Annotated in this window: 19 protein-coding genes and 3 tRNA genes; 17 read left to right on the top strand and 5 right to left on the bottom strand. The window is 67.8% G+C overall.

The window, feature by feature from the left end; genetic code table 11:
- Positions 1 to 15: 15 nt before the first annotated feature.
- Complete coding sequence (locus ASF51_RS07150) at positions 16 to 1032, bottom strand: LacI family DNA-binding transcriptional regulator (RefSeq protein ID WP_055926864.1); 1017 nt, start codon at positions 1030 to 1032, stop codon at positions 16 to 18.
- 114 nt (positions 1033 to 1146) lie between these two features.
- Here ASF51_RS07150 and ASF51_RS07155 point away from each other — a divergent pair, with 114 nt between their 5' ends.
- From ASF51_RS07155 to ASF51_RS07165, 3 genes are read left to right on the top strand one after another with little or no spacing between them, the layout of a single operon-like run.
- On the top strand, positions 1147 to 2643 hold the full coding sequence (locus tag ASF51_RS07155; protein ID WP_055926866.1) for an MFS transporter: 1497 nt from the start codon (positions 1147 to 1149) through the stop codon (positions 2641 to 2643).
- Entirely contained in the window at positions 2643 to 3686 is a 1044-nt protein-coding gene (locus ASF51_RS07160) for a Gfo/Idh/MocA family protein (protein WP_055926868.1), read from the top strand. Before ASF51_RS07155 ends, ASF51_RS07160 begins: the two co-directional genes overlap by 1 nt.
- Before the next feature lie 19 nt (positions 3687 to 3705).
- Positions 3706 to 6147: a glycoside hydrolase family 2 TIM barrel-domain containing protein gene (locus ASF51_RS07165; RefSeq protein WP_055926870.1), complete on the top strand. Its 2442-nt coding sequence runs from the start codon at positions 3706 to 3708 to the stop codon at positions 6145 to 6147.
- Between the two features lie 84 nt (positions 6148 to 6231).
- On the opposite strand, the gene ASF51_RS07170 is transcribed toward ASF51_RS07165, so the two are convergent.
- From ASF51_RS07170 to ASF51_RS07180, 3 genes are all read right to left on the bottom strand, one after another.
- Positions 6232 to 6304 (bottom strand) — tRNA-Phe (locus ASF51_RS07170).
- Positions 6305 to 6362: 58 nt separating this feature from the next.
- Positions 6363 to 6439: transfer RNA gene (locus ASF51_RS07175), tRNA-Asp, on the bottom strand.
- Positions 6440 to 6514: 75 nt separating this feature from the next.
- Positions 6515 to 6587: transfer RNA gene (locus tag ASF51_RS07180), tRNA-Glu, on the bottom strand.
- Between the two features lie 218 nt (positions 6588 to 6805).
- On the opposite strand from ASF51_RS07180, the gene ASF51_RS07185 reads away from it, so the two are divergent.
- Positions 6806 to 8134: a M23 family metallopeptidase gene (locus ASF51_RS07185; RefSeq protein ID WP_055926872.1), complete on the top strand. Its 1329-nt coding sequence runs from the start codon at positions 6806 to 6808 to the stop codon at positions 8132 to 8134.
- 69 nt (positions 8135 to 8203) lie between these two features.
- Here the strand turns inward: ASF51_RS07185 and ppa are convergent, their stop codons facing one another.
- The gene (gene ppa, locus ASF51_RS07190; RefSeq protein WP_055926874.1) at positions 8204 to 8695 is read right to left on the bottom strand and encodes an inorganic diphosphatase; all 492 of its coding nucleotides are present in this window, start codon (positions 8693 to 8695) and stop codon (positions 8204 to 8206) included.
- Between the two features lie 47 nt (positions 8696 to 8742).
- Here ppa and tilS point away from each other — a divergent pair, with 47 nt between their 5' ends.
- From tilS to lysS, 13 genes are all read left to right on the top strand, one after another.
- Positions 8743 to 9798, top strand: coding sequence for a tRNA lysidine(34) synthetase TilS (gene tilS / locus ASF51_RS07195; protein WP_055926876.1), 1056 nt, complete (start codon positions 8743 to 8745; stop codon positions 9796 to 9798).
- Positions 9785 to 10336: a hypoxanthine phosphoribosyltransferase gene (gene hpt, locus ASF51_RS07200; RefSeq protein WP_055926878.1), complete on the top strand. Its 552-nt coding sequence runs from the start codon at positions 9785 to 9787 to the stop codon at positions 10334 to 10336. The genes tilS and hpt overlap by 14 nt, the downstream gene beginning before the upstream one ends.
- Positions 10337 to 10501: 165 nt before the next feature.
- The gene (gene ftsH / locus ASF51_RS07205; RefSeq protein WP_055926880.1) at positions 10502 to 12514 is read left to right on the top strand and encodes an ATP-dependent zinc metalloprotease FtsH; all 2013 of its coding nucleotides are present in this window, start codon (positions 10502 to 10504) and stop codon (positions 12512 to 12514) included.
- A gap of 12 nt (positions 12515 to 12526) precedes the next feature.
- Positions 12527 to 13102, top strand: a complete 576-nt coding sequence (folE, locus tag ASF51_RS07210) for a GTP cyclohydrolase I (protein WP_055926883.1) — start codon at positions 12527 to 12529, stop codon at positions 13100 to 13102.
- Positions 13099 to 14037, top strand: a complete 939-nt coding sequence (gene folP, locus ASF51_RS07215; protein WP_369797296.1) for a dihydropteroate synthase — start codon at positions 13099 to 13101, stop codon at positions 14035 to 14037. Before folE ends, folP begins: the two co-directional genes overlap by 4 nt.
- Complete coding sequence (gene folB, locus ASF51_RS07220; protein WP_082479614.1) at positions 14034 to 14441, top strand: dihydroneopterin aldolase; 408 nt, start codon at positions 14034 to 14036, stop codon at positions 14439 to 14441. Before folP ends, folB begins: the two co-directional genes overlap by 4 nt.
- Positions 14438 to 14959, top strand: coding sequence for a 2-amino-4-hydroxy-6-hydroxymethyldihydropteridine diphosphokinase (folK, locus tag ASF51_RS07225; RefSeq protein WP_055926885.1), 522 nt, complete (start codon positions 14438 to 14440; stop codon positions 14957 to 14959). Before folB ends, folK begins: the two co-directional genes overlap by 4 nt.
- Positions 14956 to 15411, top strand: a complete 456-nt coding sequence (locus tag ASF51_RS07230) for a DUF3180 domain-containing protein (protein WP_055926887.1) — start codon at positions 14956 to 14958, stop codon at positions 15409 to 15411. Before folK ends, ASF51_RS07230 begins: the two co-directional genes overlap by 4 nt.
- A 1-nt stretch (position 15412) precedes the next feature.
- A complete protein-coding gene (locus tag ASF51_RS07235; RefSeq protein WP_055926889.1) occupies positions 15413 to 15949 on the top strand; it encodes a PH domain-containing protein in 537 nt (178 codons plus the stop codon).
- Positions 15946 to 17535 carry a PH domain-containing protein gene (locus ASF51_RS07240; protein ID WP_055926891.1) on the top strand — a complete coding sequence of 530 codons (1590 nt, stop codon included), beginning with the start codon at positions 15946 to 15948 and terminating at the stop codon, positions 17533 to 17535. Before ASF51_RS07235 ends, ASF51_RS07240 begins: the two co-directional genes overlap by 4 nt.
- The gene (locus ASF51_RS07245; RefSeq protein WP_055926893.1) at positions 17532 to 18260 is read left to right on the top strand and encodes a Rossmann-like and DUF2520 domain-containing protein; all 729 of its coding nucleotides are present in this window, start codon (positions 17532 to 17534) and stop codon (positions 18258 to 18260) included. Before ASF51_RS07240 ends, ASF51_RS07245 begins: the two co-directional genes overlap by 4 nt.
- A 96-nt stretch (positions 18261 to 18356) precedes the next feature.
- Positions 18357 to 19241 (top strand): pantoate--beta-alanine ligase, encoded by an 885-nt coding sequence (gene panC, locus ASF51_RS07250; protein WP_055926895.1) that lies wholly within the window; start codon positions 18357 to 18359, stop codon positions 19239 to 19241.
- Between the two features lie 129 nt (positions 19242 to 19370).
- On the top strand, positions 19371 to 20882 hold the full coding sequence (gene lysS, locus ASF51_RS07255) for a lysine--tRNA ligase (protein ID WP_055926897.1): 1512 nt from the start codon (positions 19371 to 19373) through the stop codon (positions 20880 to 20882).
- The last annotated feature ends 2 nt before the right edge of the window (positions 20883 to 20884 follow it).

The following is a 20884-nucleotide window of genomic DNA, read 5'->3' on the forward strand; positions in this document are numbered from 1 at the left end:
AGCCTACGGGCGTGATCAGGTCGTCTCTCCCGGAACCACGTGTACGACCGATGACAGCGCTGGCGTCTCGCCCACCTTCACCTGATCTCCTCCCAGGCGTGAGAGTTGCTGCACCTGCGACAGCAGGAGGGTGGGTTGATCGATGGACACGGAGCTGAGTCTCGGAGAGATGAGCTGACCGACCACCGTCTTGTCGACCCCGATCACCGAGAGCGACCTGGGCACGTCGAGGCCGAGTGCGCGAGCCCCGGCGAGAAGTGCGATGGCGACGTCGTCGTTGTAGCAGCACACGCCGATGGGCTCATCGCCGGCCTCGTCGACAAGGCTCTGAAGTGCAGCCATAGCGCCGTCGAGGTCGAGCGGCACTCGGACTCGAAGGGGCTCCGGCACGCCTCGATCGATCGCCTCTCTCCGGATGCCCTCGAGACGCGGGGGCCCGAACGGATCGAGGCGACCGTCGAGCAGACCGGCGTAGGCCAGTCTCCGGGGGGAGCGTCGGAGGAGTTCTGCCACCTGCAGGCGGCCGATGTAGATGTCGACGGGGTCGGCGTCGTCGCCCTCGGTGATGAGCTTGCGATCAGGGAGGACGAGGGTGCCCGAATCGGCCAGGCGCGCGCGCTGTTCGGTCGTGAAGACACCGAAATCGATCACCGCGCTCGGACGAAGATCGAGCACGGAGGTCAGAGCGCTCGCGGTATCGAGGCCGGCGAAGCGCACGACGACGCTCATGCCCGTCGTTTCCGTAGCGCCCGCGATACGGTCGACGGAGTCTTGAAGGTGGGGACCGAAGGTGGCATTCGGCACGACGATCACGATGATGTCGCTCATGCCCGTCACGAGCGCTCTGCCAGCGCGGGATGGTCTGTAGTCGAGGGCGGCTGCAGCCTGGCGGACCTTCTCGCGCGTCTCATCGGGGAATCTGTCTGACGCGCCGTTCAGGATCTGGCTCACCGTCGATCGCGAGAATCCGGCATGCCGGGCGACGTCGGCGCTGGTTGCGCGGCGGGTGGGCTGCTGAAGCTCGGCGGGCATGGGTCCATTTTCACACACGACCGTTGACACGTGACACTGCAGCCCTTATCTTTGCTGTCACGTGTCAGTGACACGTGACAGCACACAGCAAACGCAGCGACGAAGGAGTCAGCAATGCCCATAGATCCGACAAGAAGTTCAGCGGAGCAGGCGAGGGCCGCGGTCGCCTTCAGTGCCGAGGAATCCACGACAGCGGCACTGGCAGCCGAGACCGTCGGGCAGGCGATGACATCGACCGGACAGCGGCTCAGCATTCGGGAGAGGCTGGCCTACGGAGTAGGAGACATCGGCGGGAACCTGATCTTCGCGCCGATCTCCGCGTTTCTTCTCTTCTACTTCACCGACACCGTCGGAATCGGTGCTGCGATCGCTGGAACGCTCCTTCTCTTCGGACGGGTCCTCGACGGCACGATGGACCTCGTGCTCGGATCGTTCATCGACCGCACCTCGACGCGCTGGGGCAAGGCTCGGCCCTGGATCCTGTTCAGCACACCGGTGGTCGTGATCTCCTTCATCCTCCTGTTCAACGTGCCGGCCGGTCTCGACGACGGCGTCAAGGAGATCTACGCGTTCGTCATGTACTTCCTCTGCCTGGGAGTAGGTTTCGTCGGCTCGAACCTTGCGTATCACACGCTGCTCTCGGTCATCACGACGAACTCCAAGATGCGGGTCTCGCTCACCGTCATCCGCACGTTCTTCGCTCTGCTCACGACTCTCGTGGTGAACTTCGCCACCATCCCCATCGTGCTGTCCTCGGGTGGAGGCCAGGCGGGCTGGTCGCTTGTGTCGATCATCTACGGTGCTATCGCCGCGGTGACCTTCCTCATCGTCTTCGTCGGTACCAGGGAGCGTGTGACCTCCAGTATCAAGGTCGAGTCCGGTGAGAAGATGCCGTTCGTCAGCACCGTGCGCCTGCTTGTGAAGAACCCGTACTTCTTCCTCGTCTTCGGGTTCTTCCTGCTCAACTTCCTCCTCACAGGCACCAGCGGGGTCGGCATCTACTTCGCCAAGGACGTCCTGGGCGACGCTGCGTCGTACAGCTTCCTGGGCCTCATCCAGATCCTTCCGCTGCTCATCGGCATGTGGTTCATGCCGCCCCTCATCGCGCGTTTCGGAAAGCGTCGGCTCATCATGATCGGCGTGGTCGTCACCGTCGCGGGAGCGCTCATCTCCCTGATCGATCCGTCGAGCTTCTCTCTCATTCTGGGCGGTGGACTGGTGCGCGCCGTCGGTGGCGTTCCTATCGCTGCGGCCCTCTTCGCTCTCGTGGCCGATGTCGTCGACTACGGCGAATGGAAGACGGGGGTGCGTCTCGACGGCATGACCTATGCGGCGGCAACGGCAGGCCAGAATTTCGGTGCCGGTCTCGGTGTGGCCCTTGTCGGCTGGCTCCTCGCGGCCGCGAACTACGACGGTCAGGCCGCGACCCAGCCCGAATCGGCGGTGAACATCGAGATCTTCCTCTACCTCTGGATTCCGCTGATCGCCGCTGTTCTGATGGGCGTGATCATCTATTTCCTCAACATCGACAAGAACCTCTCGCAGATCCAGCGCGACCTCGCCTCGCGCCGAGCCGCGGCAGAGGCCGCGGCGGCGGCCGTGCCCGAGTGATGACCGCGCGGTCGTCGACCACGTCTGCCGCCCCCGGGCTCGGCTGGGCGGTCGTCGGCACCGGCCAGGTCTCCAGGCTGCTCGGGGCCGACCTGGCCCGGGTGTCCGGAGCTGTCCGGTCGGCAGTGCTCTCGCGATCCATCGGTGCAGCCCGGTCGTTGTGTGATGAACTCGGCTTCGCGTCGGCCTATGACGACATCGACCGGATGCTGGCGGACCCGACCGTCGACATCGTCTACATCGCGACCCCGCACGCCACACACGGCCGGCTGGCGATTCGGGCCCTCGAAGCAGGCAAGCACGTGCTCATCGAGAAGCCGATCGCCGCGACCGCCGCCGAGGCGGCGCAGATCTCGGCGGCGGCGTCGGAGAGTGGACGATTCGCGATGGAAGCGATGTGGATGAAGTTCACCCCCTCGTATCGGGCGATGCTCGACAGTGTGAGCACCGGCGCGATCGGCGACGTGCGCAGCGTGCGTGCGTCATTCGGCCTGCCGTTCGGACAGGCCGACGACGTCAGGTGGTCGGCCGATCGGGCGAGCAGCACACTGCTCGATCAGGGCATCTACCCCGTCACGCTCGCGCTCGACGTGCTCGGCGAACCCGAGACGATCACTGCTGACGGGCGTGTGCGTGCCGACGGAGTCGACCTGGCCGAGCACATGACCTTCGGGTACGCCGACGGTCGCTTCGCCCAGCTCGGCGCGTCGATGGTCGAGTACCTCGAGCCGACCGCATCGATCAGCGGCACGACGGGTTGGCTCACCATGGATGCGCCGTTCTGGGCGTCCAGTGGCTACACGACGTGGTCGGGCTCGATACCGGATGCGCTCGGCGGCCCTCCCGCGCGCGTCGAGCGGGCGAGGCAGGGGTACGGCTTCGTTCCGATGCTGGAGGCCGTGACTGAGGCTGTCGCAGCGGGCCTGACGGAGCATCCCCAGCATCCGATATCGCAGAGCCTGCTCGTGATGCGTCTTCTCGAGCGCATTCGGCGAACGATCTCATACCCCCGACCACAAGAGACATCGACTCTGCATAGATGACGAAACACAAGGAGACACCATGAAGCGCACCCCTTTTACCGACGGCTGGCAGTTCCGCGAGAAGGTCAATCCGTTCGCCGAGATCGGAGGGCCGGCCGCTCCGTACGTCGACGTGTCGATACCTCATGATGCGCTGATCCGCACAGAGCGTGATCCCGAAGGCGAGGCGGCTGCGGCGTATTTTCGCGGGGGTGCGTACCAGTATCGCAAGGTCTTCTTCGCGCCCGAGGCCCGCGACAGTGTGCAGATCGAGTTCGAAGGGGTGTATCGCGACGCGATGGTCTACATCAACGGAGACTTCGCGGGGCAGCGCCCGTTCGGATACTCGGCGTTCACGATCGACGCAGGCCCGTTCCTCCGCGAGGGAGAAGAGAACGAGATCATCGTGGAGGCGCGCGCCCATCGGGACTCCCGCTGGTACACGGGTGCGGGCATCTATCGTGATGTCTGGCTGTGGACCGGCGGAGACATTCGTATTCCCGGCGATGGCCTGCGACTCTCGACGCCGGATGTCGAGGAGGGCGGCGCTGTCGTGGAGGTCGTCGTGAAGGTCGAGAACGCGGGATCGCGTGCGCGGACCGTCGACGTGGCCGTTCGCCTCGACGGCCCGGACGGCGAGCAGGCGGCGAGCGGCATCGCTCCCATCACCGTGAGGCCGGGTGGGTCGGCGCTCAGCCGACAGCGGCTGTTCGTGCACTCGCCGAAACTGTGGAGCGAGAACACTCCGGAGCTCTACGCAGCTTCGGCGACTCTTGTGCACGGTGACGAGACGGTCGATACCGCGGCGGCCGTCTTCGGCATCCGGCGTCTGCAGCTCGACCCTGTCCATGGACTGCGGGTGAACGGTCGGAGCGTGAAGTTGCGCGGTGCGTGCGTGCACCATGACAGCGGGATCCTCGGTTCCGCGACCTTCGCTGCAGCGGAGGAACGTCGGGTTCGTCTCCTCAAGGAGGCGGGCTTCAACGCGATCCGCTCGTCGCACAACCCGCTCAGCGCGGCGATGCTCGACGCGTGCGACCGACTCGGGGTGTACGTGATGGACGAGACCTTCGACGTGTGGACCTCGGCGAAGAGCGACTTCGACTACTCGCTCAATTTCTCCGACTGGTGGGAGCGTGATGTCGAGTCGTTGGTCGCCAAGGACTTCAACCACCCCAGCGTCATCATGTACTCGATCGGCAACGAGATACCCGAGACCGGTTCGGCGGTGGGCGGAATGCAGGGCAGGGCCCTGGCGGAGAAGATCCGAACCCTCGATCCGACCCGCTTCGTGACCAACGCGGTCAACGGAATGCTCGCCGTGATCGACGACGTGAAGAAGATGGCCGCACAGGCGGCGTCGGCGGGGCAGGCCGAGCACGGTGATGGTGACGCGGCGGGGATCAACACCCTCATGGCCGGACCCGGCGACTTCATGAACCAGATCGGCGCATCCGCCTTGGTCACCGAGAAGACGGCAGAGTCCTTCGGAGTCCTCGACGTGGCAGGCATGAACTATCTCGACTCACGGTACGAGATGGACAGCTCCCTCTTTCCCAACCGAATCATCGTCGGAACCGAGACGTTCCCGACGCACATCGACCTGAACTGGGCCAAGGTGACCGCCTTCGGTCACGTGATCGGCGACTTCACGTGGACGGGCTGGGACTATCTCGGCGAGGTCGGCATCGGCCGTCCGCAGTACCTCGCTCCAGGCGAGGCCCCCGCCTTCGGGGCGCCGTACCCCTGGATCGCGGCCTGGTGCGGTGACATCGATCTGGTCGGCTTCCGCCGCCCGGCGTCGTACTATCGCGAAATTGTGTTCGGTCTCCGACCCGCTCCCTACATCGCCGTGTCACGGCCTGGTCACGAGGGCGCACAGTTCTATGCGGGACCGTGGACGTGGAGCGACAGTATCGGCAGCTGGACCTGGCCGGGTCATGAGGGGGACGATCTGACTGTCGAGGTCTACAGCGATGCCGACGAGGTCGAGCTCAGGCTCGACGGCCGCTCCCTGGGACGGTCGTCCACGGGGGCTGCCAACCGGTTCAAGACCGAGTTTCGCGTGACGTATGCCCCGGGGGAGCTGACCGCTGTCGCATGGAGAGGCGGGGCCGCCGCAGAGACGTTCACGCTGAAGACGGCGACCGGCCCACTTGCGCTCGCCGTCGCATCCGATCGTCTCTCGCTCGCGACTGACGGAACCGGCCTGGCCTTCGTCGAACTCGAGCTTGTAGGTGCCGACGGCACTCTGTTCACCGCTGCCGACCGCGACGTGCTGGTCACCGTGTCGGGAGCCGGTGTGCTGCTTGCGCTGGGAAGCGCTGATCCGGCACCGACCACTCTCTACGGGGAGTCCAGTCACCGCACGTTCGATGGGCGAGCCCTCGCGGTCATCCGGGCAACGGGCCCCGGCCCGATCGTCGTGTCGGCCAGCGCAGAGGGATGCGACGTCGTGACCTTGGTGCTCAACCCGGAGTAGCTCAACGGGGAGCAATCGGTACTCGACCAGCGGTCGGAGGCACAAAAAAGTCCCACCTCGCGTAGAAGCCGCGGGATGGGACAGTGCCTCCGACCGGCGTCGATCCGGTGACCTTTCGATTTTCAGTCGAACGCTCTACCAACTGAGCTACAGAGGCGAGTGACCGAAGTCGCTCACAGACAAAAAGCCCTTCCTTTCGGTTGGGCTTGTCGCCTTGGCGACCCTGACGGGACTTGAACCCGCGACCTCCGCCGTGACAGGGCGGCGCGCTAACCAACTGCGCTACAGGGCCATACTGGTGAAACTGTTGAGTTGTCGTGCTTGTGCTGCGTTTTTCGTACTCGTGATTCTGCTGCTGTTACCAATGTGACCCCAACGGGATTCGAACCCGTGCTGCCGCCGTGAAAGGGCGGTGTCCTAGGCCTCTAAACGATAGGGCCGTTGGTGACAACTCAACGAGTATGCCACACACTTCTCGCTCTCGCCAATTCGGTCGGTCAGCCGGCCCCCGAGATGCGACTCGACGCGGAATGTACCGGGTTTCAGGCCCCGAAGCAGCCATGATCTCAGCAGGACGAAACGCTCTGTTGTTAGAGTGACACCTGTTGCCACTGTTACTCGAGTGACTTAAGTTCGCTCACCACCACCCGGGGGACCATTGAACGCCACGACCAGTCGACGTCGACGCCGCGGCCCTTGGGGTCTCCGTCACCTCCTCGGCTCGATCACGGTCACGGTCGCCCTCGTCGCCACGGGTTCCGTGCTCTCGGCCCCCGCGTACGCCGACGAGTACCCCACGTGGGAGGACGTTCAGGCCGCCCAGTCCAACGAGTCGAGCAAGCAGGCCGAGATCCAGAACATCCAGGATCTGATCGCCGCGCTGCGCGATGCGACGGCCGCCGCCGAGTCCCTCTCGATCCAGCGGGGAACCGAGTACCAGGAAGCGCAGACCAAGTACGACACGGCCGCCTTCAAGGCAGACGAGCTCGACAGCCAGGCCGCTGCCGCGCAGGCGACGGCGGATGCCTCGATCAAGCAGGCGGGCCAGCTCGCCGCGCTGATGGCCAAGTCCGGCGGCAACGGCCTGTCGGTGAACCTCTTCACGAGCGAGTCGAGCGAGGCCGACGGCCTGCTCTACCAGCTGGGAGCGATGAGCCAGCTCACGGGCTCGGCATCGAAGCTCTACGCCACGGCCGAGCAGGACAAGAACACGGCGCAGTCGCTGACCGACCAGGCGGTCGTCGCCCGCGATGCGCTGCAGTCCCTCGCCGAGGCGGCCGAGGCCGCGCGCGACGAGGCCGTCGCAGCCCAGCTCGCCCTCGAGGCGTCGCTCGCCGCACAGCAGACGCACGAGGTGCAGCTCGAAACGCAGCTCGCCGTTCTCACCCAGAACCGGCAGGCCACGGAGGCCGACTACAACGCGGGTGTCGAAGCGCGTCGCATCGCTGAAGAAAAGCGCATGGAAGAAGAGCGCGCGGCGGCTGCGGCAGCGGCGGCCGCGGCAGCGGCATCCGGTGGTGGCGGCGGCGGCGGTGGCGGCGGTTCCAGCAGCGGCCCCGGCCCGGTGTCCAGCGGATGGGCCAGCCCGTTCCCGGGCTCGTACTCCACAGACGAGTACGGCATGCGCACGAACCCCGTCACGGGGAACTACACCCTGCACGCGGGGCTCGACCTCAACTACAACAGCGGCACGTGTGGTGCTCCCGTCTATGCAGCGGCGGCCGGTGAGGTCAGCTATGCCGGCTACAACGGCGGCTACGGCAACTTCGTCGAGATCAATCACGGCGGCGGAGTGCGCACCGGTTACGGCCACAACACGAGCCTCAACGTGGGATCGGGCCAGTACGTGGCGGCCGGCGAGATCATTGCCTACGCCGGAACCACAGGCAACTCCACTGGATGCCACGTTCACTTCGAGGTGCGCGTCGGCGGCGGCGCCGTCGACCCGCGCCCGTGGATGGCCGACCGCGGCGTCTACTTCGGCTAGTCGCTGTACGACGAAGGCCCCTCGACCAGCTCGGGGAACGAGCGTCGAGGGGCCTCCGGTCGTGCGGGCCTAGTGGCCTTCGGTCTTGAGCTTTTCGATGCCGTCGAGCACGATCTGCTCGGCCGCGGCGGCGTTCTGCCAGCCCTCGGTCTTGACCCACTTGCCGGGCTCGAGGTCCTTGTAGTGCTCGAAGAAGTGCTCGATCTCCTTGCGGGTCGATTCGGGGATGTCGTCGATGTCCTGGATATGGGCCCAGCGCGGGTCCTTCGCGGGAACGGCGATGACCTTGGCGTCGGAGCCGCCGTCGTCGGTCATGTTGAACACGGCGACGGGACGAACCGAGACGCCCACGCCCGGGAACAGCGGGTACTCGAGCAGCACCAGCACGTCGACGGGGTCGCCGTCGAGTCCGAGGGTGTTCTCGAAGAAGCCGTAGTCGGTGGGGTAGACGAACGACGTGAACAGCACGCGGTCGAGGAAGACGCGCCCGGTCTCGTGGTCTACTTCGTACTTGTTGTGGCTTCCCTTGGGAATCTCGATGATCGCGTCGTAAGCAGCCATGCCGGCGGTTCTCCTTCGTAGGTCGTGAACTGCAATAACGTTACTGGATGCCCCCCGAGACTCCCTCCGAACGCCGACCCCGGTTGACGCCGGCGATCGCCGATGTGCGCCGGGCCGTACGCGACTCGCTCGAGGCGCTCCCGCCATCCGGCGACGCCCCGCTGGTGCTCGTTGCCCTGAGCGGCGGGCCCGACTCGCTCGCACTCGCCGCCGCAACGGCGTTCGAGGCGCCCCGGCGGGGCATGCGTGCTGGCGCGGTCATCGTCGACCACGGGCTTCAGCGCGATTCGGCCCTGGTCGCCGCGAGAGCGGCAGAGCAGGCGCGGGCGCTGGGGCTCGACCCGGTGCTCGTTCGACTCGTCGAGGTCGGTTCCGGGCCGGGCTCGGGCGGGCCCGAGGCCGCGGCCCGTGACGCCCGCTACACCGCTCTGGATGCCGCCCGTCGCGATACAGGGTCGGTCGCGGTTCTGCTCGGCCACACCCTCGACGACCAGGCCGAGACCGTTCTGCTCGGCCTCGCGCGCGGTGCCGGCGCATCCAGCCTGCACGGAATGGCGCCCGTCTCGGGGGCCCTGGTGCGCCCGCTCCTCGGCATCCGGCGCGAGACCACGGTGGCCGCGTGCGTCGACGCGGGGCTCGAGCCGTGGACCGATCCGCACAACGCCGACCCCACCTACACGCGCGTTCGCGTGCGCGAGACCGTGCTGCCGACGCTCGAGAGCGAACTGGGCCCCGGCGTCGCCGAGGCCCTGGCCCGCACGGCCGAGCAGCTGCGGGAGGACTCGGACGCGCTCGACCGCATGGTGGAGGAGACGATCGAGGAGATCGTGGAGCACGCCGAGGCCGGTATCGCCATCTCGGTCGGGGCGTTGGCCGCGAACCCGGCGGCCCTGCGCAACCGCATCATCCGCTTCGTCGTGCTGAGCGAGTTCGGCGTCAGCCTCAGCCGTGCGCAGACCCTGGCCGCCGCAGCTCTCGTCACCGACTGGCACGGGCAGAAGGGCGCAGACCTGCCCGGCATTAGAGTTGTCAGGGTCGCCGGGAAGCTCGTCTTCCAGGCAGCAGCCGACATCTATGTGAAGGAGCCCCGTGCTTTCGAGTGACATCGCCGACGACCTCACCAGCGTGCTGTACACAGAGGCGCAGATCCACGACCGGATCGCGCAGCTCGCCCGCAGCATCGAGGCGGACTACGCCGGCGAGGACGTTCTGCTCGTGGGCGTTCTGAAGGGCGCGGTGATGGTCATGGCAGACCTCGCACGCGAGCTCTCCCTGCCGCTCAACATGGACTGGATGGCCGTGAGCTCGTACGGCGCGGGCACGCAGTCGTCGGGTGTCGTGCGCATCCTGAAAGACCTCGACACCGATCTCTCGGGCCGCAAGGTGCTGATCGTCGAGGACATCATCGATTCAGGGCTCACGCTGTCGTGGCTGCTCGGCAACCTGCGCACGCGCGGGGCCGAGAGCGTGGAGATCTGCGCACTCTTCCGCAAGCCGGAGGCGGCGAAGATCCAGGTCGACGTCAAATACGTCGGCTTCGACATCCCCAACGAGTTCGTCGTCGGATACGGCCTCGACTACGCGGAGCGCTACCGCAATCTGCGCGACGTCGCGGTGCTGGCGCCGCACGTGTACTCCTGAGCGCTCTCCGTTCCCTGAGCTCGTCGAAGGGCGGCCTGCTCGATCAGCGCGTATTCGTTACGCCCACGGGGAACATGCAGACGACGCGCAGCGCCCGCCAGCTACCCTTGCCACTACCTCGATTGCTTTTGATCGAATACATCCCTCTCGACATGATGAAGAGACATGAACGCTAAAAAGATCGTCCGATCTCCCATTCCGTACATCCTGCTCGGTGCGATCGCCCTGTGGATCGGCTTCAGCCTCATCACCGGAGGCGGCTACAAGCAGATCGACACGCAGGAGGGCCTGCAGCTGTTGAAAGACGGCAAGGTCTCCTCGGCCACCATCATCGATGGCGAGCAGCGAGTCGACCTGACCCTGGCGAACGCCGACAAGGAGTACGGCACCCAGGTGCAGTTCTACTACGTCGCACCCCGGGGCACCGAGGTCATCGACGCGGTCAACGACGCCGCGCCGGCCAAGGGCTACAACGACGAGGTTCCGCAGACGAACTGGTTCCTCTCGCTCATCGGCATCCTGCTCCCCGTGCTGCTCATCGGTGCGTTCTTCTGGCTCATGCTCTCGGGCATGCAGGGCGGCGGATCCAAGGTCATGCAGTTCGGCAAGTCCAAGGCGAAGCTGGTCTCGAAGGAGTCGCCGAAGGTCACCTTCGACGACGTCGCCGGCAGTGACGAGGCGCTCGAAGAGCTCGAAGAGATCAAGGACTTCCTGAAGGAGCCGGCCAAGTTCCTCGCCGTCGGCGCCCGCATCCCGAAGGGCGTGCTGCTGTACGGCCCTCCCGGAACCGGAAAGACCCTTCTCGCCCGAGCCGTCGCCGGTGAGGCGGGGGTTCCGTTCTACTCCATCTCCGGATCCGACTTCGTCGAGATGTTCGTGGGTGTCGGCGCGAGCCGCGTGCGCGACCTGTTCCAGCAGGCCAAAGAGAACTCGCCGGCCATCATCTTCATCGACGAGATCGATGCGGTGGGCCGTCACCGCGGCGCCGGAATGGGCGGCGGCCACGACGAGCGCGAGCAGACGCTCAACCAGCTGCTCGTCGAGATGGACGGATTCGACGTCAAGACGAACGTCATCCTCATCGCGGCCACCAACCGTCCCGACATCCTCGACCCCGCTCTTCTGCGCCCGGGTCGCTTCGACCGTCAGATCGGCGTCGACGCGCCCGACCTGCAGGGCCGCAAGAAGATCCTCGAGGTGCACGGCAAGGGCAAGCCGCTCGCCGCCGGCGTCGACCTCGAGGTCGTCGCCCGCAAGACTCCCGGGTTCACGGGTGCCGACCTGGCCAACGTGCTCAACGAGGCCGCGCTGCTCACCGCGCGCTCCAACGCGCAGCTGATCGACAACCGCGCCCTCGACGAGGCCATCGACCGCGTCATCGCGGGCCCGCAGCGGCGCACCCGCATCATGCGCGACCACGAGAAGCTGGTCACGGCCTACCACGAGGGCGGCCACGCCCTCGTCGCCACGGCCATGAACAACACCGACCCGGTCACCAAGATCACGATCCTCCCCCGTGGTCGAGCACTCGGCTACACGATGGTGCTTCCGCTCGAAGACCGCTACTCGGTCTCGCGCAACGAACTCCTCGACCAGCTCGCCTACGCCATGGGCGGTCGCGTCGCCGAAGAGGTCGTCTTCCACGACCCGACCACCGGCGCATCGAACGACATCGAGAAGGCCACCGCCACGGCCCGCAAGATGGTCACAGAGTTCGGCATGTCGGCCGACATCGGAGCGGTCAAGCTGGGCGCAGCCTCGGGAGAGATGTTCCTCGGCCGCAACATGGGCCACGAGCGCGACTACTCCGACCGCATCGCCGAGAAGGTCGACGACGAGGTGCGCCACCTTATCGAGGCCGCACACGACGAGGCCTGGAGCGTTCTCAACGAGAACCGCGACATCCTCGATCGCCTCGCCCTCGAACTGCTCGAGCACGAGACGCTCGACCACGACCAGCTCGCCGTGATCTTCAAAGACGTGAAGAAGCTCACCCCGCGGCCGCAGTGGCTCTCGAGCGACAAGCGCCCGGTCTCGCAGCTTCCTCCGGTGGCGTTCCCCACACCGAAGGCTCCGGTCGACGCGGGCGCCGTCGACGGGGGAGTGCAGTCCGACCCCGAGCCGGAGCAGAAGCCCAAGCGGTCCCCGCAGGCCCCGCCCCGTCCGGCCACGGCCTGACCCACCGACCACGTGACGACGTTCGACCGGGCTCGTATCGAGGCGGCCGTGCGCGAGATCCTCATCGGCATCGGTGAGGATCCCGTGCGTGAGGGGCTCGAGCGCACCCCCGCCCGAGTCGCCGACGCCTACGCCGAGTTCTTCTCAGGCCTCGGCGTCGACGCTCAGGCGATGCTTGGAGACACCTTTCCCGTGGCCGACGAGTCGCACTCCGAGCCCGTGCTGGTGCGCGACATCGAGTTCCGCTCGGTGTGCGAGCACCACCTGCTGCCCTTCACCGGGGTGGCCCACGTCGCCTACGTGCCGTCGACGCGCCTCATCGGCCTCGGTCGAATCGCGTCCGTCGTCGAGACGCTCGCGTCGAGGCCACAGCTGCAGGAGCGACTCGGAGACGAGATCGCCGCCGTGATCGACAGCGGCGTCGACGCCCGCGGCGTGCTCGTCGTGCTCGACGCGCGGCACGACTGCGTGCGAACGCGAGGCCCCCGTCAGACCCGCAGTTCGACCGTCACCGTGTCGAGTCGCGGTACGCTGTCGCAGCCCGCCGACCGCGCGGAGCTGATGAGTCTGATCGGAGCCGCGACGTGAGCAGGGGCGACGTGAGCAAGGGGCATGTGACGGGCGACGAGCCGGGCGTGCACTCGGGCGAGCCGCCCGCATCCGTTCGTCGTCGCATCCGGTCGTCGACGGCCGCGCCCGGCGTTCCGCTCGCGGGCGAGCGCACGCTGATCATGGGAATCCTCAACGTCACTCCCGATTCGTTCAGCGACGGCGGACGGTGGAACACACTCGATCAGGCACTGGAGCACGCCGCAGAACTCATGGCCCAGGGCGCCGACCTCATCGACATCGGCGGCGAGTCCACCCGGCCGGGTGCGCAGCGGGTTCCCGTGGCGGAGGAGCAGCGTCGCGTGCTTCCCCTCGTGCGCGAACTCGCCCGAGGCGGAATCCCCGTGAGCGTCGACACGATGAACGCGTCGACAGCGCTGGCCGCGGCCCACGCCGGCGCGGCCGTCATCAACGATGTGTCGGGCGGGCTCTCCGATCCCGACATGACGGGTGTCGCCATCGAGACCGGGCTGCCCTTCGTGGTCATGCACTGGCGCGGTCACAGCGCCGAGATGGCGGCCAAGGCGAACTACGCAGACGTGGTCTTCGACGTTCGCCGTGAACTCGAGTACCGGGTCGCCGAGCTGATCGTGCGCGGGGTCGACCCGGCCAAGATCATCGTCGACCCCGGCATCGGCTTCTCGAAGAACGCCGAGCACAACTGGGCGCTGCTGGGCCACTACGGCGACCTCGCCTCGCTCGGGCTGCCGGTGCTGGTCGCCGCGTCGCGCAAGGGGTTCCTCGCGCCGCTCGTCGCCGACGGCGCGGCACCGGATGCCCGGGACGCGCCATCCGCGATCGTCGCGGCGATCGCGGCGTCGCAGGGCGCCTGGGCGGTTCGGGTGCACAATGTCGCAGAGACGCGGGCGGCGCTCGACGTGGCCGACGCCTGGAGAAAGGGAGCGCAGTCGTGACGCGAGACACCCCGATCGACGAGCTCGACACCCTCACCCTCACGGGCCTCGAGGTGTTCGCCCACCATGGCGTCTTCGACTTCGAGCGCCGAGACGGCCAGACCTTCCTCCTCGACCTCACGGTCTGGCTCGACACGGCCGGGGCCGCGGCAGGCGACGACCTGGAACAGACCCTGCACTACGGCGAGCTGGCCGTCGAGGTGGCCGAGGCCGCCGCCGCCGAGCCCGTCGACCTTATCGAGACGCTCGCCGAGCGCGTCGCGTCGCTCGTGCTCGCGCATCCGGTCGCGCAGCGCGTTCGCGTCACGGTGCACAAGCCAGACGCCCCCATTCCCGTGCCCTTCGGCGACGTCTCCATCACGATCGTGCGGCCCCGCGGCCCGCGGGTTCAGGCGGCGCTGTGAACGCGCCGCTGTTCGAGGGTGCCCGCGCCGTGCTCGCCTTCGGCAGCAACCTGGGCAATCGAGGCGAGACCATCGTCGAGGCGATGGCCGAGATCGCGCAGCTGCCCGGAGTCGAGACCATCGGCGAGTCCAGCCTCTACGAGACGGTCGCGGTGAAGCTGCACGGCATCGATCCCGACGCGCCGGCCTACCTGAACGCCGTGTCGATCGTGCTCACCACACTCGAGCCGCACGACCTGCTCGCCGCCCTCAACGCGATCGAGCTGCGCCATGGTCGGGTGCGCGAGGAACGCTGGGGCGACCGCACCCTCGACATCGACCTGATCACCTACGGCACGCTCGAGCAGTCCGACGAGACGCTCACCCTGCCTCATCCCCGCGCCTGGCAGCGCGACTTCGTGCTGGCGCCCTGGCTCGAACTCGACCCGGATGCGACGATTCCCGCACGTGGCCGGGTCGACGAACTGCTCGCCTCGACCGACGACACGGCCCGCCGAACACCCTCGGAGACGATGTGAAGCGCACCCGACCGTTCTCCCTGATCTCGCTGGCGTTGGCCGGCGCCATCGTGGGATTCCTGCTGCAGATCGGGCTCGCCTCCGGCGGGCGCCCCATCCTCGTTCCGCCCGTCACCCTGCCGATCACGCTGGTGGCGGCCGCGGCGCTCGTGCTGGCGTTCGCCATTCCGGTCTACCGGGCCATCCGGGGTCCGGTGCGGCGCGAGGTCAACCCGTTCCGTGCGATGCGCGTGGTGGTGCTCGCCAAGGCCTCGAGCCTGGTCGGCAGCCTGGTCGCTGGCTTCGGCCTGGGATGCACGATCTACGTGCTGTCGCGCACGATCGTTCCGGAGGTCTCGTCGCTCTGGCTGTCGATCGCCAGCGCGGCCGGCGGCGTCGTTCTGCTGGTGGCCGGCCTGGTCGCGGAGCAGCTCTGCGCGCTTCCGCCTGACGACTTCACACCGGAGGCCTGACATGTCCGACCACTCGAACGACACCGTTCCTCTCGACCCCGCACGGGTCGGCTCGAAGCGGGTCGAGGTCGGCGGCGACTGGCGTCGCGTGAGCCGCAAGTACATCGGCGTCGAACTCGTCGGTGTGGCGCTGTTCGGGCTCGTCGCGATCGGCGCGACGCTCGTCTTCTCGCTGACGCGGTGGTTCGCCCAGCCCCTCGGCTGGATCCTCGTCGGCGCCGCCGTCGTGACCACCCTCGTGATGTTCGCTGTCGCGCCGCGTCGCGTGCGCTCGATCGGCTACCAGCTTCGCGACGACGATCTCCTCTTCCGGCGCGGCATCATGTTCCACCGCGTCGTCTCGGTTCCTTACGGACGCATGCAGCTGATCGACATCAACCGCGGCCCGGTGGCCCGGTTCCTCGGACTCGCCGAACTGCGGTTCGTCACCGCGGCGGCGGCGACCGGCGTCACGATCCCCGGTCTCGTCGACAGTGATGCCGACGCCCTCCGCGACACTCTCGTCTCCCTCGCCGAAACGCGGCGGGCGGGGCTGTGACCGAGCCCGTCGCTCCGCCGCTGCCCGGCGGCGGCGAGTGGCTGCGGCTGCACCCGGCGACGCCCCTGCTCAAAGGCGGAATCGCCCTCATCGCGGTGATCGGCTTCATCCTCGCGAACGTGCGGGAACGTCTCATCGAGGCGTTCGTGGGCGGTCCGGACGGAGGCGACTTGATCGAGGAGCTGTACCTGCGCGGGCACCTCGGCTGGGCCATCGCGATCGTGCTCGGCGCCCTGCTGCTCGGCGTCGTGGCCTTCTTCCTGTCGTGGCGCATGCACACGTATCGCATCAACGACGAGGCGGTCGAGGTGCGCAGCGGCATCCTGTTCCGCACCCACCGACAGGCCCGCCTCGATCGCATCCAGGGCATCGCCATCACGCGTCCGTTCATCGCTCGACTCTTCGGTGCCGCCCGGCTCGAGCTGAGCGTCGCCGGGCAGGACGCCAAGGTGCAGCTCGCCTACCTCAAGGGCAGCGACGTCGACCGGCTGCGCCACGACATCCTGATGCTCGCGTCGGCTCGCAGGGCAGAAGAGGGCGTCGCGCCGGGTACGAGGGCGGGCGTTGCCGCCGGGTCGCCGGATGCCGCGGGGCCGGATTCGCTCATCGGCCGGCGGGTCACGGAACTGCTGGCTCCCGAGCTCGACCCCCAGGAGGCTCCGCCGGAGTCGGTGGTGCGCATCTCGCCGCTGAGGCTCGCCGGTTCGCTGCTCGCCAGCGGCGCCACGCTGTTCGTGCTTGTCGTCGCCGCCGTCTTGATCGTCGTGACGGCGACCGGCCGCGAGCTCGGATTCCTCTTCCTCTTCGTTCCCGCCTTCATCGGTGGCGCCGGGTACTACGTGCGCAAGGTCACGCGCTCGCTGCGGTTCTCGATCGCGGCGACTCCCGACGGAGTGCGCGTCGGCTACGGGCTGCTCACGACGTCGAACGACACGCTTCCGCCCGGGCGCATACACGCGATCGAGGTCTATCAGCCGTTGCTCTGGCGCCCCTTCGACTGGTGGGCCATCCGCATCAACAGGGCCGGACACGCCTCGAGCGGCTCGGGCAGCCAGCCCGCCACGACCATGCTCCCGGTGGGCACGCGAGGCGACGTCGACAAGGTGCTCGGCCTGCTGCTGCCGGGGCTGGCGAGTGCCGACACCCGGCACCTCATCCTGGCCGGAATGGTCTCCTCCGGGCCGACGCCCGGATTCGCGGTCGACTTCGTTCCGGCCCCCCGGCGCGCACGATGGCTGCGCCCGTTCTCGTGGCGTCGCACCGGCTACGCCCTCGCGGGCGACACCGTTCTGCTGCGCAAGGGCCTCGTGTGGCGACAACTCGTCGCCGTGCCGGCGGCACGCATCCAGAGCCTGCATCTCGACCAGGGCCCGCTCGCGCGCGCCCTCGATCTCTGCACGCTGACGCTCGACACGGTCGCCGGGCCCGTCTCTGCGTCGCTGTCGGTGCTCGACCGGGCAGGGTCGCTCTCCGCGTTCGACGCCATCAGCCGCGCGGCGACCGCCGCGGGCGCACTCGAAGACGGATCGCAGCGCATCGCGCTGCCCGCCGAGCCCCAGCCACCACGACCGGAGAGCGATCGATGAACCCCGCAGAACGAAGTGGACGCCTCGGTATCGGCATCATCGGTGCCGGACGCGTCGGGCCGGTGCTCGGAGCGGCGCTGGCCGGAGCCGGTCACGCGCTCGTGGGAGTCGCTGCGATCTCCGACGAGAGCCGCGAACGCGCCGATGCGATGCTTCCCGGGGTGCCGATCCTCGAGATCCCGCAGCTCATCGAACGCAGCGAGCTCGTCATCCTCGCCGTTCCCGAGACAGAGCTCGCCGGTCTCGTGCAGGGCCTCGCGGCGACTCGCACCTGGCAGGCGGGGCAGCTCGTGATGCACACGGCTCCCGGCGTCGGCGTGAGCGTGCTCGCCCCCGCCCTGGCCCAGGGTGCGATTCCCCTGGCCGTGCACCCGGCGATGCAGTTCACCGGTTCGAGCGTCGACATCGCCCGGCTCGTCGGCACCTGGTTCGCGGTCACCGCGCCCGCACCCGTGCTTCCGATCGGGCAGGCCCTGGTCGTCGAGATGGGCGGCGAGCCGGTCGTCGTCGCCGAGAAGGATCGCGCGGCCTATGCCGAGGCCATCGAGACGGCCACGTCGTTCTCGAGCGCCATCGTCGACCAGGCCACGGGGCTGCTGTCGTCGATCCGCGTCCCCGCTCCCGGGCTCGTGCTGGGGCCCCTCGTGAGGTCGGCGGTCGAGAATGCTCTTCACCGTGCCCGTGGCGACGACGCGGCGGCGCCGTTCGACTCCATCGGCGGCTGAGGTCTCCAGGTCGGGCATCGAGGCCGCGGCGAGGCACTAGCATCAAGGGTGGCGGCGAGCGGAACCTGCGCCCGTCGTCGCGAGTGAGGAGTCCCGGTGACCGAAGTAGCCGATTCGATCGCGGGCGTTCGAGCCCTGATCAGCGAGTCGAGGACCGCCCTTGTCGCCGCGGGAATCTCCGATCCGAAGGTCTCGCTCGTTCCCACGATGGGCGCGCTCCACGATGGGCATCTGGCCCTCGTGGCGAGTGCACGCGAACGAGGACATATCGTCGTGGTCTCCGTCTTCGTGAACCCCACCCAGTTCTCGGCCTCCGAGGACCTGCAGCGCTACCCGCGCGACCTCGACTCCGACATCGCCATTCTCGACTCGGTCGCCCGCCCCAGCGACAGCGCCACCATCGTCTTCGCCCCGTCGGTCGACGAGATGTACCCGAAGGGCCCGACGCAGACCACCGTCACGGCAGGCCGTTCCGGAGCGACGTTCGAGGGCAGAAGCCGCGCCGGTCACTTCGACGGCGTGCTCACCGTGGTGGCGAAGCTGCTCAACATCGTGTCGCCCGACACTGTGTTCTTCGGTCGCAAGGACGCGCAGCAGGCCTTCCTCGTGGGCCGAATGATCGCCGACCTCGACTTCGCCACGGCGATCGAGGTCATCGAGACTGTTCGCGAAGACGACGGCCTCGCGCTGTCGAGCCGCAACCGCTTCCTCGACGAGAAGGAGCGCCGCGCATCCCTCGTTCTCTCGCACATGCTCGAGGCCGCCGAATCCGCCGCAGACCGGGGCATCGACACGGTCATCGCTGCGGCGCAGTCGGTGGCGATGGGCGAGCCGCTCGTGCAGGTCGACTACCTGGCCGTCGTCGACCCCGCCACCTTCCTTCCCGTCGACGACGACTTCCGCGGCCGGTCGATCGTGCTCGTCGCGGCCCGCGTCGGCACCACGCGGCTGATCGACAACGAGACCATCTACCTGGGCTGAGCGCCGAGCTATCCGCTCCCATCCGGTCCATCCGCGCACGGACAACCGGCAGCGGTTGCGCCGATGAGGGGCGGATGCGACGCGGTCGTTGGGTAAACTCTGAGGCGACCCGAGGAGAGATTCGCCCGCATGAGTGATGCACCCACCCACAGCCAGCTGACCGATGACGAACAGCGGGCCGAGGTCGCGGAACAGAAGCTCGTGCGCTTGGCCAAGCGTGACCGACTGATCGCATCCGGTGCCGAGGCCTACCCCGTCTCCGTTCCCGTCACCACGACGATTCCCGCCCTGCGCGAGAAGTACGGCGACCTCGTGGCCGACGACACGACCGGCGACATCGTCGGCGTCGCGGGCCGCATCGTGTTCGCCCGCAACACCGGCAAGCTCTGCTTCGCCTCGCTCCAGTCGGGCGACGGCAGTCGAATTCAGGCCATGGTGTCGCTCGCCCAGGTGGGCGAGGAGTCGCTCGCCGAGTGGAAGGAACTCGTCGACCTCGGCGACCACGTCTTCGTATCGGGCGAGGTCATCTCGTCGCGACGTGGAGAGCTGTCGATCATGGTCGCCGACTGGCAGATCGCGTCGAAGGCCCTGCTGCCGCTGCCCAACCTGCACTCCGAGCTCAGCGAAGAGACCCGGGTGCGCAGCCGCTACCTCGACCTGATCGTGCGCGACCAGGCCCGACAGGTCGTGCGCACGCGGGCCAAAGCCGTCGCCTCGCTGCGGCAGACGTTCGCCGAGCGCGACTACATCGAGGTCGAGACCCCGATGCTGCAGACCATGCACGGCGGCGCATCCGCCCGGCCCTTCGCCACTCACAGCAACGCGTTCGACACCGAGCTGTTCCTGCGCATCGCGCCCGAGCTGTTCCTCAAGCGCGCCGTCGTCGGCGGCATCGACCGGGTCTTCGAGATCAACCGCAACTTCCGCAACGAGGGCGCGGACTCCACGCACTCGCCCGAGTTCGCCATGCTCGAGTCGTACGAGGCCTACGGCGACTACAACACGATGGCCGACCTCACCCAGACCCTGATCCAGAACGCCGCGCTCGCGGTGGCAGGCTCGCACGTCGTGACCTGGGCCGACGGCACCGAGTTCGACCTCGGTGGGCAGTGGGACCGCATCAGCATGTACGGGTCGTTGTCGGATGCGGCCGGAATCGACATCTCACCCGAGACGCCCGTCGACGAACTCCAGGCGCTCGCCGACCGCGAGGGCGTCGAGGTGCACCTGCCGAACCACGGCAAGCTCGTCGAGGAGCTGTGGGAGCACTTCGTGAAGGGCGGGCTCACGAGCCCCACGTTCGTCATGGACTTCCCGCTCGAGACCAGCCCGCTCACCCGCGCGCACCGCTCGATCCCCGGCGTTGTCGAGAAATGGGACCTCTACATCAACGGCTTCGAGTTGGCCACCGCCTACTCCGAGCTCGTCGACCCCGTCATCCAGAGGGAGCGCTTCGTTGCGCAGGCGAAGCAGGGGGCGGCCGGCGACGTCGAGGCGATGCGCCTCGACGAGGAGTTCCTGCGTGCCCTCGAGTTCGGCATGCCGCCGTCCGGCGGCCTGGGCATGGGCATCGACCGGCTGCTCATGGCTCTCACCGGTCTCGGCATCCGCGAGACCATCCTCTTCCCGCTGGTCAAGTAGGG

This window comes from Agreia sp. Leaf283 (assembly GCF_001422485.1).
GTDB lineage: Bacteria > Actinomycetota > Actinomycetes > Actinomycetales > Microbacteriaceae > Agreia.